At 67.3% G+C, this 16302-nt stretch carries 12 protein-coding genes; 7 read left to right on the top strand and 5 right to left on the bottom strand.

What is annotated here, in order from left to right; all coding sequences use genetic code 11:
- Window positions 1-35 precede the first annotated feature (35 nt).
- Genes trpC through lgt form a run of 4 tightly spaced genes read left to right on the top strand, consistent with a single transcriptional unit; the run spans window position 36 to window position 4758 of the window.
- Entirely contained in the window at window positions 36-854 is an 819-nt protein-coding gene (gene trpC / locus BN977_RS17080; RefSeq protein ID WP_024452617.1) for an indole-3-glycerol phosphate synthase TrpC, read from the top strand.
- On the top strand, window positions 855-2114 hold the full coding sequence (gene trpB / locus BN977_RS17085) for a tryptophan synthase subunit beta (protein ID WP_024452618.1): 1260 nt from the start codon (window positions 855-857) through the stop codon (window positions 2112-2114).
- A complete protein-coding gene (gene trpA / locus BN977_RS17090) occupies window positions 2111-2899 on the top strand; it encodes a tryptophan synthase subunit alpha (RefSeq protein WP_024452619.1) in 789 nt (262 codons plus the stop codon). The genes trpB and trpA overlap by 4 nt, the downstream gene beginning before the upstream one ends.
- Entirely contained in the window at window positions 2896-4758 is a 1863-nt protein-coding gene (gene lgt / locus BN977_RS17095; RefSeq protein ID WP_024452620.1) for a prolipoprotein diacylglyceryl transferase, read from the top strand. Before trpA ends, lgt begins: the two co-directional genes overlap by 4 nt.
- A gap of 31 nt (window positions 4759-4789) precedes the next feature.
- Here lgt and BN977_RS17100 read toward each other — a convergent pair whose 3' ends face one another.
- The 4 genes from BN977_RS17100 to BN977_RS17115 form a co-directional block, all read right to left on the bottom strand.
- Window positions 4790-6235 carry a DUF222 domain-containing protein gene (locus BN977_RS17100; protein ID WP_024452621.1) on the bottom strand — a complete coding sequence of 482 codons (1446 nt, stop codon included), beginning with the start codon at window positions 6233-6235 and terminating at the stop codon, window positions 4790-4792.
- 94 nt (window positions 6236-6329) lie between these two features.
- Entirely contained in the window at window positions 6330-6626 is a 297-nt protein-coding gene (locus tag BN977_RS17105) for a Rieske (2Fe-2S) protein (protein ID WP_024452622.1), read from the bottom strand.
- 28 nt (window positions 6627-6654) lie between these two features.
- A complete protein-coding gene (gene nirB / locus BN977_RS17110) occupies window positions 6655-9123 on the bottom strand; it encodes a nitrite reductase large subunit NirB (RefSeq protein WP_024452623.1) in 2469 nt (822 codons plus the stop codon).
- Entirely contained in the window at window positions 9120-9476 is a 357-nt protein-coding gene (locus BN977_RS17115) for a hypothetical protein (protein WP_024452624.1), read from the bottom strand. Before BN977_RS17115 ends, nirB begins: the two co-directional genes overlap by 4 nt.
- 193 nt (window positions 9477-9669) lie before the next feature.
- Between BN977_RS17115 and BN977_RS17120 the strand changes: the two genes are divergently transcribed.
- From BN977_RS17120 to BN977_RS17130, 3 genes are all read left to right on the top strand, one after another.
- Window positions 9670-11085, top strand: coding sequence for a nitrate/nitrite transporter (locus BN977_RS17120; RefSeq protein WP_024452625.1), 1416 nt, complete (start codon window positions 9670-9672; stop codon window positions 11083-11085).
- A gap of 109 nt (window positions 11086-11194) precedes the next feature.
- Window positions 11195-15214: a bifunctional nitrate reductase/sulfite reductase flavoprotein subunit alpha gene (locus tag BN977_RS17125; RefSeq protein WP_036400411.1), complete on the top strand. Its 4020-nt coding sequence runs from the start codon at window positions 11195-11197 to the stop codon at window positions 15212-15214.
- 102 nt (window positions 15215-15316) lie between these two features.
- Complete coding sequence (locus BN977_RS17130) at window positions 15317-15517, top strand: hypothetical protein (RefSeq protein ID WP_024452627.1); 201 nt, start codon at window positions 15317-15319, stop codon at window positions 15515-15517.
- Window positions 15518-15723: 206 nt separating this feature from the next.
- Here BN977_RS17130 and BN977_RS17135 read toward each other — a convergent pair whose 3' ends face one another.
- A complete protein-coding gene (locus tag BN977_RS17135; RefSeq protein ID WP_005060984.1) occupies window positions 15724-16302 on the bottom strand; it encodes a carboxymuconolactone decarboxylase family protein in 579 nt (192 codons plus the stop codon).

A 16302-nucleotide genomic window follows, 5' to 3' on the forward strand; every position in this document is an offset into this window, starting at 1 on the left:
GGAGCGTCCCGGCCGACGGAGAAGGACGAGGGCTCATGAGTTCGGGGACCGTGCTCGACTCCATCATCGAAGGAGTTCGCGCCGACGTTGCCGCCCGTGAAGCCGCGGTTCCGTTCGCCGACATCAAACAGCGGGCCAAGGACGCGCCGCCGCCGCTGGACGTGATGGCGGCGTTGCGGGAGCCGGGCATCGGCGTCATCGCGGAAGTCAAGCGGGCCAGCCCGTCACGGGGTGAGCTGGCGTCCATCGCGGACCCGGCGGAACTGGCCAGGGCCTACCAGGACGGCGGCGCGCGGGTGATCAGCGTGCTGACCGAGCAGCGCCGGTTCAACGGTTCGCTCGACGACCTGGACGCGGTCCGCGCCGCGGTGTCGATTCCGGTGCTGCGCAAGGACTTCATCGTCGGGCCCTACCAGATCCACGAGGCCCGCGCGCACGGCGCCGACATGCTGCTGCTCATCGTCGCGGCCCTGGAGCAGGACGCGTTGGTGTCCATGCTGGACCGCACCGAATCGCTGGGCATGACCGCGTTGGTCGAGGTGCACACCGAGGAAGAGGCCGACCGCGCCCTGCAGGCCGGCGCCACCCTGATCGGGGTCAACGCCCGCGACCTCAAGACGCTCGAGGTCGACCGGGACTGCTTCGCCCGGATCGCCCCCGGGTTGCCCAGCAGCGTCATCCGGGTCGCCGAGTCCGGCGTGCGCGGCACCGCGGACCTGCTGGCCTATGCCGGCGCCGGCGCCGACGCGGTGCTGGTCGGCGAGGGCCTGGTGACCAGCGGGGATCCGCGCAGCGCCGTCGCCGACCTGGTGACCGCCGGTACCCATCCGTCCTGCCCCAAGCCCGCCCGTTAGATGGCGGATATCTCCGGCCCGCAACTGCCCCGCATGAGCGCGGCGGTGGCCGAACACACCAGCCATGACCCGGACGCGAAGGGTCATTTCGGCGCCTACGGTGGCCGTCTGGTCCCCGAGGCCCTGATGGCCGTGATCGAGGAGGTCACCGCCGCCTACGACAAGGTGCGGCGCGACCAGGCCTTCCTCGACGAACTCGACCGGCTGCAGCGGCACTACACCGGCCGCCCATCGCCGCTGTACGAGGCGGCCCGGCTCGGTGAGCACGCCGGCGGCGCGCGCCTGTTCCTCAAGCGCGAGGACCTCAACCACACCGGATCGCACAAGATCAACAACGTGCTCGGACAGGCGTTGCTGGCCAAGCAGATGGGCAAGACCCGTGTCATCGCCGAGACCGGCGCCGGTCAGCACGGGGTGGCGACCGCCACCGCGTGTGCGCTGATGGGCTTGGACTGCGTCATCTACATGGGCGCGGTGGACACCGCGCGCCAGGCGCTCAACGTGGCCCGGATGCGGCTGCTCGGGGCGCAGGTGATCTCGGTGGAATCCGGCTCGAAGACCCTCAAGGACGCGATCAACGAGGCGTTCCGGGATTGGGTGACCAACGCCGATGACACCTACTACTGCTTCGGTACCGCGGCGGGCCCGCACCCGTTCCCGCTCATGGTGCGCGACTTCCAGCGCATCATCGGGATGGAGGCCCGGGCGCAGATCCTGGAGCAGGCCGGCCGGCTGCCCGATGCGGTGACGGCGTGTGTGGGCGGCGGGTCCAACGCGATCGGGGTGTTCCACGCCTTCATCGACGATCCCGGCGTGCGTCTGATCGGTTTCGAGGCCGCCGGTGACGGGGTGGAGACCGGCAGGCACGCCGCGACGTTCACCGGTGGATCACCGGGCGCCTTCCAGGGGTCGTTCTCCTACCTGCTGCAGGACGAGGACGGGCAGACCATCGAATCCCATTCCATCTCAGCAGGTTTGGACTATCCCGGGGTCGGTCCCGAGCATGCGCTGCTCAAGGACATCGGGCGCGCCGAGTACCGGCCGATCACCGATACCGAGGCGATGGACGCGTTCTCGCTGCTGTGTCGCACCGAGGGCATCATCCCGGCCATCGAGTCCGCCCATGCGGTGGCCGGTGCGCTGAAACTCGGTGCGGAACTCGGGCCGTCCTCGGTGATCGTGGTGAACCTGTCCGGTCGCGGTGACAAGGACGTCGAGACCGCGGGCAAATGGTTCGGGCTATTGGACGGTGATTCGTGAGCCGACTCGGCACCCTGTTCGACACGTGCCGCGCCGAGGGGCGTTCCGCACTGATCGGCTACCTCCCGACCGGCTATCCCGATGTGGACACCTCCATTGAGGCGATGGTGGCGCTCGTCGAATCCGGTTGCGACATCGTCGAAGTGGGTGTCGCGTATTCGGATCCGGGGATGGACGGGCCGACCATCGCCAGGGCGACCGAGGTCGCGTTGGCCGGTGGGGTGCGGGTGCGTGACGCGCTGCGGGCCGTCGAGGCGATCAGCAACGCCGGTGGACGGGCCGTGGTGATGACGTATTGGAATCCGGTGTTGCGTTGGGGCGTGGACGCTTTCGCGCGCGACCTGGCAGCCGCCGGGGGCATGGGGTTGATCACCCCGGATCTGATCCCGGACGAGGCGGGGGACTGGGTGGCGGCCTCCGAGCAGCACGATCTGGACCGCATCTTCCTGGTGGCGCCGTCGTCCACCCCGGAGCGGTTGGCCGCGACGGTGCAGGCGTCGCGCGGGTTCGTCTACGCCGCCTCGACGATGGGTGTGACCGGTGCCCGGGACGCGGTGTCCAACGCGGCCCCGGAGCTGGTGCAGCGGATCAGGGAGATCTCCGACATCCCGGTGGGGGTCGGCCTCGGCGTGCGCTCGCGTGAGCAGGCGGCCGAGATCGGCGCCTATGCCGACGGTGTGATCGTGGGATCGGCGCTGGTGTCCGCGCTCGATGCCGGCGTTCCCGCGGTGCGGGCGCTGACCGCGGAGCTTTCCGAGGGTGTCCGACAGGGGATTCCCGCATGACCGAGACGATCCTGGCCTATATCCCGAGCCCGGCGCAGGGCGTGTGGCATATCGGTCCGGTCCCGATCCGGGCGTATGCGCTGTGCATCATCGCCGGTATCGTCGCGGCGCTGATCATCGGCGACCGCCGGTGGGTGGCGCGCGGCGGCGAGCCGGGCGTCATCTATGACATCGCCTTGCTGGCGGTGCCGTTCGGGCTCGTCGGCGGCCGGCTTTACCACGTGATGACCGACTGGAAGACGTACTTCGGTGACGGTGGCGCCGGGTTGGGTGCGGCGTTCCGGATCTGGGACGGCGGCCTGGGGATCTGGGGCGCGGTGGCGCTCGGGGCCGTCGGGGCGTGGATCGGCTGCCGGATGCGCGGGATTCCGTTGCCCGCGTTCGGTGATGCGATCGCGCCGGGGATCATCCTGGCCCAGGCGATCGGGCGGTTGGGCAACTACTTCAACCAGGAGCTGTACGGCCGTGAGACCACGGTGCCGTGGGGCTTGGAGATCTACGAGCGGCGCGACGCCAGCGGCGCGCTGAACACCCTGAACGGTGTGTCCGACGGGCAACTCGTCGCGGTGGTGCACCCGACGTTCCTGTACGAGTTGTTGTGGAACGTACTGATCTTCGCGCTGCTGCTGTGGATCGACAAGCGGTTCAACATCGGGCACGGCCGGTTGTTCGCGCTGTACGTGGCCGGCTACTGCGTGGGCCGGTTCTGGGTGGAGTTGATGCGCAGCGACCCGGCGTCCATGCCCGTCGACGGTATCCGGGTGAACACCTTCACCTCGACATTCGTCTTCATCGCGGCGGTGGTGTACATCATGGTCGCGCCGAAGGGCAGAGAAGCCCCGGAGTCGTTGCGCGGCAAGCAGGACGCGGATGCGGAGTCCCCGGTCGAGGACATTCTGGCCAAGGAACTCGCGACCGTCGGCGCGACCACCGGTGTGGTGGCGGCCGCGACCGTCGCCGGTGATGCCGAGGATGACGATGCCGCCGCCGTGGGCGATACCGAGGCTGACGAGGCCGAGGATGTCGCGGAGGAAGCCGAGGCAGCGGACGAGGCCGAAGAGCCCGTCGATGCCGACACCCTCGAGGTGGCCGAGGAGCCAGTCGAGGACGAGTCCGAGCCCTTCGACGTCGGTCACGAGTTGGAGGCTGCCGCGGAGTCGTTGGCGGCCGAGCACGAGGGCGCCGAGGGCGCGGGCGAGTCTGAGGACGGTGCCGACGCTGCGGTGGAAGACGAGGCCGAAGTCGAACCCGCGGGTGAAGCCGAGGCTGCCGTGGACGAGGCCGCCGAGGGCGATTCGGACGCCGAACCCGCGGGCGAAGTCGAGCCGGTTGAGGAACCAGCGGAAGTAGCGGCTGACGACGCCGAGACTCCCGCCGAGTCTGATAGCGCCGAGGCCGAAGTCGAACCCGCGGGTGAAGCCGAGGCTGCCGTGGACGAGGCCGCCGAGGGCGATTCGGACGCCGAACCTGCCAGCGAAGCAGAGGCTGCTGAGGAACCAGCGGAAGTGGCCGCTGAGGAGGCGGAGACTCCCGCCGATTCTGATAGCGCCGAGGCCGAAGTCGAACCCGCGGGTGAAGCTGAGGCTGCCGTGGACGAGGCCGCCGAGGGTGATTCGGACGCCGAACCCGCGAGCGAAGTCGAGCCGGTTGAGGAACCAGAGGAAGAAACGGCCCAGACCGACTCGGACGGCGAGGACAATGCCGATGAGGCAGTGGCGCAGCCTGAAGCTGAAGCCACAGAAGGTGGTTCGCCGGATAAAGAGCCCGCCGACGAGAAAGACGAGCCGGCCGTCGAACAACCGGCAGCCGCCGAACCGCCCCGGCGCACCCCGCGTTGGTGGCGCCGCACCAACGGCTGACCCGACCGCAGCAACCTGAGTGCGACGCCGATTACGGGTCGTCGCCCCCGCCTTCCGTATCCGCTGGGCGCAGCAGCTCTTCGGGGTGGAAGTGGTGATTGATGCGGTCTTGGCCGGTGTCGAGCAGGGCCGGCGGATGCCATTGGGCACGGCCGGTGGTCGGGTCGATCGTGGTGGTCCATCCGGATTGGTAGGCCAGTCGGTTGTCGGGACCGCATCCCAGCACGATGGTGTCGGCATTGGTCTCACCGCCGGCGGCCCAATCGAGGCCGGCGTGGTTGGCCTGGCAGCGGTCGGCGGGGGCGAAGCAGCCGGGCCGAGTGCATCCGCGGTCCCTGGAGATCGCGACCAGGCGTTGGGCTTTGGACGCCAGGCGTTTGGTACGGCCGAGGTAGAGCGGCTCGGCGGTGTGGTGCTTGAACACCAGCAGGTAGTGATGGGCATGAGCAGCCAGTCGGATGAGGTCGGGGATGGGGATCTTCACTCCGCTGCTGCTGTGGGCGACCCCAGCGCCGCTCTCCAGTTCCGCCAGGGTCGTCGAGACGACCACGGTGACCGGCAGCCCGCTGTGCTGGCCGAGTTTCTTGGACATCAAGATTTCCCGGCACAGGGTCTTGAAGGCGTCGTGGCTGCGGCGGGCCGCGCTGCGGGTATCGCGTTCGGCGGCCTCGGCCTGGCGTCGTTCGGCGTCCATCTCCGGCGGCGCATCGGGATCGAGCGGGTTGGGGCTGGGATTGGCGAGGGGTTCGGCGTCGGCGGGGTTGTTGATCCCGGGCGCCGCCCAGACGGATTCGATGGCTTTGAAATACGCGGCGGCCTCGGCGTCGACATGGCCCGAGACGCGGTGCATCCCGTCGGCGTCCTGAGGTCCCAGCCGCAGGCCCGGTTGATGGGCGGCCAGGTCCGGACCGGAGCCGTCTTGGTTGAGTAGATACAGCATCTGGGCGCCGACATCTTTGACCGTCTCGGGCGGGTTCGAAGCCGCGATGCCCACCAGGGTGCGTTCCCACTCCGCGCGGTCGGTGGCGGTGGTGTAGCGCTCGGATTTGCGCAGCACGTCGCGAATGTGGCCGGCGTGTTCGAGATTGATCGTCCCCGATGCCAGCGCTTCGGCACACGCGGGCAGGACCGGCTCAAGGACATCGCCGCCGATGACAAATCGCGGCCCCAGGTGCTCGGCATCTTTCACCCTGGTCTTGGCCTGGGCCTGGCTGATACCCAGGCGTAAGGCCAGGATGTCCGGCCAGGATTTCCCGCCCATCTCATGGGCGGTGGCCTGATTCTGCAGTGCGGCCAGGATCCGGTGGTCGGCACACGCGGTGATCCGGGTCTGGCGTTCCCGGCGCGATTGCAGTTCCAGCAGCTCGGCAACCGAGAACGCGGTGAAATCCATTCCGGCGAGCTGTTCGGCCGCAGCGTCGAGGACGTCGAAAGCGGCCAACGCCACTTCTCGATCGGCCACCGAATTCGCAAGCATGTTCGAATTCTATCGAGCGGTGGCGACAGCGTCAGAAGTTATCCACAGGACCAAAAGCTATCCACAACAGCATGATTCGGTCTTGCGCGGAAGCTCAGAGCGTGATCCGGATCTGCCCGTCCACCTCGGCGACGTCATAGCTGCGCACCGGATCGCCACCGCCGGCCTGGGTTCCGGTGCACAGGTCGAAGGTCGCGCCGTGCAGCGGACACACCACCACCTGGTCGTCGGCCAGCCCATCGGCCAGCGGCCCGCCCTTGTGGGGGCACACCGCGTCCACCGCGCGCAGCGAGCCGTCGCGTAGGCGGAACACCGCGATCTGGGCATCATCGACGGCGAACGTCCGGCCCTCGCCGACCGGAATCTGGGAGACCGGCCCCAAGTAACTCATCGCGGCCCTCGGCTCTTCGCGCAAGCGCTCATCGCACCGGAACCTGGGGGAGTGGTAACAACGGCAGCGCCGACCGGAACTGCCCCTCGCTCACCGGATCCCGGCCATCCAGCCACGGATCGCGGTACGCGTCAATGGATTTCTGCATCCGCGCATCCAGCCCCTCGGCCCAGCCGTGTGCGTCGTCGACCACCACCGCACGGATGTGGTCGATCCCCACCCGCGGCACCCAGGCGTACGTGCGCTCCAGCCAGTTGGCGTTCTCCCGGTAGTACTGCAGGAACCGTCCGGCCAACGTCATCACGGTATCGGCAGAGTCGACGACGGTGAGCAGATCCCCCTTGCGGATATGGGCGCCCGCCGCCCCGCCGACGTAGATCTCCCACCGGCCGCCGTCGACTGCCACCACGCCGAGGTCCTTGCACAGCGCCTCGGCGCAGTTGCGCGGACACCCCGTCACCGCCAGCTTCATCTTCGCCGGACTGGCCAGCCCCTGATAACGCTCCTCCAGTGCGATGCCCAGGGCGGTCGAGTCGCCGAGGCCATAACGGCAGAAGTCGCTCCCCACACAGGTTTTCACGGTGCGGAAACTCTTGCCGTAGGCATAGCCCGACGGCATGTCCAGGTCGGCCCACACCGCGGGCAGATCCTCCTTGCGTACGCCCAACAGATCGATGCGCTGCCCTCCGGTGCATTTGATCATCGGGATCGCATACTTGTCCGCCACATCGGCGATCTTGCGCAACTGGTCGGAGCTGGTCACCCCGCCCTTCATCTGCGGCACCACCGAAAAGGTGCCGTCCCGCTGGATGTTGGCGTGCACCCGGTCGTTGATGTAGCGGGCATCCCGTTCGTCGACGAACTCGTCGGCCCACATCATCTCCAGCAGCGACGCCAGCGCCATCTTGGACCCCGCGTCGACGCGCCCGTCCGGCGCCAGCGCCGCGAACACCGATGACACCGAATGCAGCCGCAACTCCCGGATCAACGCCATCAGCGACGGCTTGTCGTACGGCACCCCCGGCACGTACCAGGACGCCGACGGATCCTCGGTGACCGCCCCGCCGGCCGCCCACTCGACGACCTGCCCGACAAGCTCCTTGCACGAGCCGCAGCCCTTACCGGCCTTGGTCTTGGCCATCACGCCCGACACCGTGGTCTCACCGGACTGCACGCACGCCACCAGGGCACCCTTGGACACCCCGTTGCAGTTACACACCTGAGCATCGTCGGACAACTCCGAAACGCCAACGGCCACCTCGGGTGTGCCGATGTCGAACATCAGCGAGACACGCTCGTCGGGCAGCGGCAACCCACTGTCGAAGGCCTGCGTCAGGAACGACACCTTGGACACATCGCCGACCAGGGTGGCGCCCACCAGCTTGCCGTCACGGATGACGATGGTCTTGTACACGCCGTGCCGCGGTTCGGAGTACTGCACGAACTCGTCGTCCGGCAACTCCGGCGCCTTGATGCCCATCGACGCCACGTCGACACCGGCCACCTTGAGTTTGGTCGCGGTGCGCGAACCCCGGTAGGCCGCGGTGGTATCGGTGCCGGTGAGATGGTCGGCCAGCACGGCGGCCTGCTCCCACAGCGGTGCCACCAAGCCGTACACCTGACCGCGGTGCTGGGCACACTCGCCGACGACGTAGACCCGATCGTCATCGACGGAGCGCATGTGGTCGTCGACGACGATGGCCCGCTCCACCGTGAGCCCCGCCCGTTGCGCCAGAACGACATTGGGCCGGATGCCGGCGGCGATGACCAGCATGTCGCAGTCCACGGTGCTGCCGTCGGAGAACACGATCCCGGTCAGCTTGCCGTCCTCGCCGACCAGCACCTCGGTGGTGCGCTTGTCGGTGTGCACGGTGATGCCGATGCCCTCGACGGACCGGCGCAGGATGGCCCCGGCCGCGTCGTCGAGTTGCGCGTTCATCAGGGTGGGACCGGCATGCACCACATCGACCGTCAGTCCGCGGTTCTGCAGGCCCCGTGCGGCTTCCAGGCCGAGCAGCCCGCCACCGATCACCACGGCCTTGGTCCGGTTGGCCGCCTCGGAGATCATTCCCATGCAATCGTCGAGGGTGCGGAAGCCGAACACACCGTCGGTCAGCGTCTTGTCATCGGCCCACAGCCCCGTCATCGGGGGGAAGAACGAGCGGCTGCCGGTGGCCAGGATCAATGCGTCGTAACGCATGGTGGTGCCGTCGTCGGCGTGCACCAGCCGGGCGTAGGTGTCCAACCGCACGATGCGCACCCCGGCCCGCAGATCGATCGCGTTGTCGGCGTACCAATCCAGCGCGTTGAGATAGATCTCGGCCGAATCATCGCTGCCCGCAAGCACATTGGACAGCAGGATCCTGTTGTAGTTGCCGTAGGGCTCGTCACCGAACACGGTGATGTCGAACAAGTCGGCCCCGCCGCGGGCCAGGATCTCCTCGATCGCCCGGACACCGGCCATGCCGTTACCGACGACGACAAGTCGGCGCTTCACGGAATCTCCACCAGGCCGAGATCGACGACGACGGTGCCGGACACCCCGGCCGGCGCCGCGACGCGGAGTTCCAGCACCGTGTCACCGAGCAGATCCTCGACCACCCGAAGCGCAACATGGGTGGCTCCCTTGGCGCCGATGGGGAAGAAGCGCATCGGGACGCCGTCGCGGAACAACACCACGGCGATCAGCTCGTCGGTCGAATTACCGCCCCGGAAATACACCGGCTGGGTGACCGCACCCGCCGACACGACATAACTCAGAGACGGGTCGAGAAGTACCGGTTTGTCCAGACCGGCGCCTTCGAATGCGAAGGCGCCCTGCAAGAAACGTGGTGCACTGCCATCGCTCATGCTTCAGCGAAGCTAGGGCCCGATTGTTTCGTAATCGTTTCCCCGGTGCAACGCCGATGAATACCGTTGCGCACGAGGGGTGCCCCTCGCCGTGTGAGTAGGTTTTGACAAACCCGACACGGTGGTGCAATCGGTGCGGAATGGCGCGGGCCTAGTTTTCTGAACAACCGATCCACACCTGGGAGGGACCCCCGTGACCATTCTGACCCGCGACCGTGACATCGAGCACTGGGACGCCGAGGACGTCGAGGCCTGGGAAGCCGGCGGAAAAAAGATTGCGAACCGCAACCTGATCTGGTCGGTCTTCGCCGAGCACGTCGGCTTCTCGGTGTGGTCCATCTGGTCGGTGATGGTGCTGTTCATGCCGCAGAACGTGTACCACATCGACGCCGCAGGAAAGTTCTATCTGGTGGCCGTTCCGACGTTGGTCGGCGCCTTCATGCGGATCCCCTACACCGTCGCCCCGGCGCGTTTCGGCGGGCGCAACTGGACGATCGTCAGCGCACTGCTGCTGCTCATCCCGACGCTGCTCACCTGGTGGGCGATGAAGAACCCGGGCACCACCTACACCCAGTTCCTGGTGATCGCCGCGTTCGCCGGATTGGGCGGCGGCAACTTCGCCTCGTCCATGACCAACATCAACGCCTTCTATCCGCAGCGGCTCAAGGGCTGGGCGCTGGGCCTGAACGCCGGTGGCGGCAACATCGGCGTCCCCGTCATCCAACTGATCGGCCTGCTGGTGATCGCCAGCGTGAGCAACACCGCACCCGAGATCGTCTGTGCCATCTACCTTGTGTTGATCGGTTTGGCGGCCGTCGGTGCCGCGCTGTTCATGGACAATCTGCGCAACCAGAAGTCCAACATGGGCGCCATGATCGAGGCGATGCGGTACAAGCACTCTTGGGTGATGAGCTTCCTGTACATCGGCACCTTCGGTTCGTTCATCGGCTTCAGCTTCGCGTTCGGGCAGGTGCTGCAGATCAACTTCCTGGCCGGCGGTTCCACCGCGGCGCAGGCCTCGCTGCACGCCGCGCAGATCTCGTTCCTGGGCCCGCTGCTGGGTTCCATCTCACGGCCGTTCGGCGGTAAGCTCGCCGACCGCATCGGAGGCGGCAAGATCACGCTCTACGTCTTCGTCGCGATGATGTTCGCGGCCGGGATCCTGGTGACCGCAGGCATGCTCGACGATGCACACAAGGGTGCGCCCACCGGTGGCCAGATGACCGCCTATGTCGTCGGCTTCATCCTGCTGTTCATCCTCTCCGGCCTGGGCAACGGTTCGACCTACAAGATGATCCCGTCCATCTTCGAGGCCAAGGCGGCCGACCACGACGAGTGGAGCCGCGAGGAGAAGGCGTCCTGGTCGCGCCGGATGTCCGGCGCCCTGATCGGCTTCGCCGGTGCCGTCGGCGCCCTGGGTGGCGTGTTCATCAACATCGTGCTGCGGGCCTCGTACGTGAGCGACGCGAAGTCGGCGACCAACGCCTTCTGGGTGTTCCTCGGTTTCTACGTCGTGTGCGCGGTCGTCACGTGGTTTGTCTTCCTGCGCATCGCGCCGGTCAAGGACAAGGTGGCCGACTCCGTTCCGGAGTCCGTCGCAACGGCCTGACCAGGAATAACTCGGCCTCACAGGGCGCCAACCGCACTGTGAGGTCGAGTTTTCCTCGCGCTAACGTCGCCTCAAAGGAACCGGAACAGTGGCAGAACACGATGTCACCATGTCGGTGAAAACGCGGACCGCGTGCTCGTACTGCGGGGTCGGCTGTGGCATCGAGGTCACCACCAAGGCCGACCAGCTCAGCGGGTTGCCGGTGATCGCACAGATCAGCGGCGACAAGTTACACCCGACCAATTACGGCCGGTTGTGCACCAAGGGGGCCACCCACGCGGAGTTGATGGCCGCCACCGACGGCAGGCTGTCCACCGCGCTGGTCCGCTCGGAGCGCGGCGCCGAACCGGTCTCCACCCCGGTCGACGAGGCCGTCGCCGAAGCGGGACGCCGGCTGCGCGCCATCGTCGACGAACACGGTCCCGACGCCGTCGCGCTGTACGTGTCCGGCCAGATGTCCATCGAGGCCCAGTACCTGGCGACCAAACTCGCCAAGGGGTATCTGCGCACCGTGCACATCGAATCGAACTCGCGGTTGTGCATGGCCAGCGCGGGGACCGGTTACAAGCAGTCCCTCGGCGCGGACGGTCCGCCCGGTTCGTACACCGATTTCGACCACGCCGACCTGTTCTTCGTCATCGGCGCCAACATGGCCGACTGCCATCCGATCCTGTTCCTGCGCATGGCCGACCGCATCAAGGCCGGGGCCAAACTCATCGTCGTCGACCCCCGGCGCACCGCCACCGCGGACAAGGCCGACCTCTACCTGCCGATCAAGCCGGGTACGGATTTGGCCCTGCTCAACGGCTTGCTGCACCTGTTGGTCGAAAACGGCGATATCGACCGGGAATTCATCGCCCAGCACACGCAGGGCTGGGAGGCCATGCCGGCCTTCCTCGCCGACTACACTCCCGAGCGAGTCAGCACCATCACCGGCATCGCCGAAGGCGACATCCGCACCGCGGCAACGATGATCGCCGAGGCGGGCGACTGGATGACCTGCTGGACCATGGGCCTGAACCAGAGCACCCACGGCACCTGGAACACCAACGCGATCTGCAATCTGCACCTGGCGACCGGCGCCATCTGCCGGCCCGGCAGTGGCCCGATGTCGCTGACCGGCCAGCCGAATGCCATGGGCGGACGCGAAATGGGTTACATGGGTCCGGGTTTGCCCGGTCAGCGGTCGGTGCTGTCGGCCGACGACCGCGCGTTCTGCGAGGACCAGTGGGGACTGGAACGCGGCACCATCCGCACCGACGTCGGGCCCGGGACGGTCGCGATGTTCGAGCAGGCGGCCGCGGGAGACATCAAGGCGTGCTGGATCATCTGCACCAATCCCGTCGCATCGGTGCCCAATCGCAAGACGGTGATCACCGGCCTGGAGGCATGCGAACTCGTCATCACCCAGGACGCCTATCAGGACACCGCGACCAACCGGTATGCCGATATCGTCCTGCCGGCCACGTTGTGGGCCGAATCGGACGCGGTGATGATCAACTCCGAACGCAACCTGACGCTGCTGCAACAGTCGGTGCCGCCCCTGGGTGAGGCGCGCCCGGACTGGGAACTGATCTGTGGGGTGGCCGAACACCTGGGCTTCGGCGACGATTTCGACTACAAGTCCAGCTCGGACATCTTCGACGAGATCCGCCGGTTCGCCAATCCGCGCACCGGGTACGACCTGCGCGGCGCCAGCTACGACCGGCTGCGCGAGACGCCACTGCAGTGGCCCTGCCCACCGGAGGATGCCGCGGACCGCCACCCCATCCGGTACCTCAACGACGGGGTGTCCCAGACGCTGTTCGTCGACGAGAACGGTCACCGGCCGCGGCTGGCGTTCGCGACACCGTCGCGCAAGGCGGTCTTCCTCGCCCGGCCGCACATGGACGCCGAGGAGCTGCCCGACGAGGACTACCCGATGGTGCTCAACACCGGACGGCTGCAGCATCAGTGGCACACCATGACCAAGACCGGGCGGGTGGCCAAGCTCAACAAACTCAACGGTGCGCCGTTCGTCGAGATCCACCCCGAGGACGCCGCAGCGGCGGGCATCACCGGGCACTGCCAGGTGGAGCTGACCTCGCGGCGCGGGCGGGCGGTGCTGCCACCGGTCATCACCGACCGGGTGCAACCGGGCAACGTATGGGTGCCGTTCCACTGGAACGACGAGCACGGTGAGTACCTGACCGTGAACGCGCTCACCAACGACGCAGTCGACGCCGACTCGCTGCAACCCGAATTGAAGGTCTGTGCGGTCGCGCTGCGGCCCGTTGCGCCGGCCCTGCCCACCGCGGCCGATCACCCGCTCGCCGAGGCGCTCGGATTGCAAGGTTTCACCATGGAACTGACCGACGAGGAAAAGGTCTACATCGCAGGCTTTCTGGCGGCCCTCGGCAACGGCCCGGAGGGTGTTCCGGTGCTTCCGGGCGCGGCGCCGGTCCGCCCTCAGACCCGGTTGTGGATCGACGGACTGCTGGCCGGTATGCATTCCCGGGCCGGGACATCCTCGGCGGTGCTGGAGCCGACCGCGCCCGGCCCATTGGTGCTGTGGGCGTCGCAGACCGGCACCGCGGAGGAATTCGCGGCCACGGTGGCCGGCCGGCTGGCCGGGGCACGCCTGGTGACGATGAACGACGTGACGCTCACCGAACTCGCCGCTGCCACCGAGATCGTCGTCGTGACAAGTACTTTCGGTGACGGCGGGCCACCGGACAACGGCGCCGACTTCTGGGAGCGGCTGGCCTCGGCCGCCGCCCCGACGCTGCCCGGCCTGCGGTATGCGGTGCTGGGGATCGGCGACAGGTCCTACGACAACTTCTGCGGCCACGCCAAGGCGCTGGACGCCCGGCTGGCCGACCTCGGGGCGACCCGGCTGCTGGACCGGGTCGAGTGCGAGGCATATGACGACGAACCGATGAGCGCGTGGGCCGGTCAGGTCGCCGGGCTCGTCGGCGGCGCAGCCGACACCGGCAGTGCGGCTGTCCCGATCACGCCGTCCCCGAGTGCGCAGCCGCTGACCCGCAACGCGCCGCTGCTGGCGCCGCTGAGCCGCAACATCCGGCTCACGCCGGAGTCGGCGCAAAAAGAGGTGCGCCAGTTCGGCTTTGACATCTCCGAGCACGTCGCCGAACACGGGGCGAGCTATGCAGCAGGTGACTCGCTCGGCGTGTTCGTCACCAACTCCGACGATGCGGTGGCCACCTGGCTGGCCTGCACCGGGTTGACCGGCAACGAGATCATCGAGGTCGACGGTGCGGACACCGACCTGCGCAGCGCCCTGACATCGAGCTACGACATCTGCCGGATCACGCCGAACCTGCTGCGCTTCATCGCCGACCACCGGCCCAAGGCCGCCAAACGGCTGCGCGGGCCCAGGGCCGAGCTGGACACCTGGCTGGACGGGCGCAACGCTCTCGACATCGTCGAGGAGTTCGGGGTGCGGGCTGCGCCGGAGGAGTGGCAGGACGCGCTGGTGCGGCTGACCCCGCGGCAGTACTCCATCAGCTCGAGCCCGCTGGTGAGTCCGACCGAAGTCCAACTGACGGTGTCGGTGGTGCGCTACCGCAGTGCCCGCGGGGCGTTGCGGCACGGGGTGGCCTCGACCTTCCTGGCCGACCGCGCGCACGCCGCGCCGGTGTTCATCCAGCGGTCACCAAACTTTCGGCCGCCCACCGAATCTCGGACGCCGATGATCATGGTGGGGCCGGGCACCGGGATCGCGCCGTTCCGTGCCTTCCTGCAGGAACGGCGTGCGCTCGGTCACACCGGCCGCAACTGGCTGTTCTTCGGTGACCAGCACCGCTCCGAAAACTTCTACTACCGCGATGATTTGGAGCACATGGTCGCCGACGGGCTGCTCAACCACCTGGACCTGGCGTTCTCCCGGGACCAGGCCAAGCGGGTCTACGTGCAGCACAAGATGCTCGACGCCGGCGCCGAACTGTGGCGGTGGCTGGAGGATGGCGCACATTTCTACGTGTGCGGTGATGCCACTCACATGGCCAAGGATGTCGACGGCGCGCTGACCGCGATCATCCGCAGGCACGGCGGCCTGTCTGACGAGCAAGCACACGATTACAAGCGCGAACTGGTGGCCGAAAAACGTTACGTACGCGACGTCTACTGAGCGGCACCTGCAGAATAAATCGCTCGCCCTGATTGTTACTACGACGTAACACTGAGCTATGCCCGGACCGCGAGGGCGGATCGGGGAAGGGGAGAGATACCGATGAGTTGGCAACGAGGCGACGTCGTCACCGCCTGCCGGCAGATCGAAGAGATGGATGTTCCGGCAGTGCCCGAAGGGACCGAAGGCACCGTCGAAAGCACGACGGTATTCGGCAGGCCCAAGCGAGTGTGCTTCACCGTGCGCACGATCTGGGGCAAGAAGCGGGCGTGCGTGAACGTGCACCGCGGGGACGTCGGCTGACACCAGAAAACGAGAGAGGTACCTGATCGGCAATGGCGCCGGTCGGGTACCTCTGTCATATGACGGGGAGAGAAAACGCCCGGGGCGTTCTTTTCTCTCGCCTCAGTCGGGTGTCCGAGGGGGGACTTGTCCGTCTACGACACGGGTCGTAGTCTGGCGATTGGGGCGCTGACCGCTTCGGTCAAGCATCGGCCCACGTTTTTCGCTCAATCGCCACGCCGAGGAGCTCGCCCATCGGGCGGCCAGCCGTCGGTACCGGACTCAAGTGGAATATTCAGGGATCGAAGCAGGATTGAAAAGAGCCGCCAATTGGCGATTGCTCCGACAAGTTCGACTAAAACCGCGTGATCGCTATTGAATGCCTTCTGGCACGCAGCCCAGTTTTCCTCGGAGATGACCCCGTCGCGTACCACATCATCGGTCGCTGCGAGGACCGCACGTTCGACTGGCCCGAGGCTTTCGGAATTCTGCCAGTCGCGCACCGCGAGGAGATCATGCTCAGGCACGCCGAGCAGTGTGGCGATTCGCCAATGTTGGGTCCATTCGTATTCGGAGCCGGTGATCCAGCCGATGCGCATGATGACCAGCTCGCGTAGCCGCGCGTCAAGGGAACCGCGGAAGAGTAACGCGTCGAGCAGCCCGTGCAGCGCAACTGCCACACGCGGCTGATGAAGTGCCACGCGGAATACCGACAGGTCTGCCAACTCTTCGGGCAACCCACATTCGGCAGCCCGCAGCTGGGCCTGCTCGCGGTCGAGCATCGGTACGCGTTCCGCCATGGTCAC

This window comes from Mycolicibacterium cosmeticum (genome assembly GCF_000613185.1).
Taxonomy (GTDB): Bacteria; Actinomycetota; Actinomycetes; order Mycobacteriales; family Mycobacteriaceae; genus Mycobacterium; species Mycobacterium cosmeticum.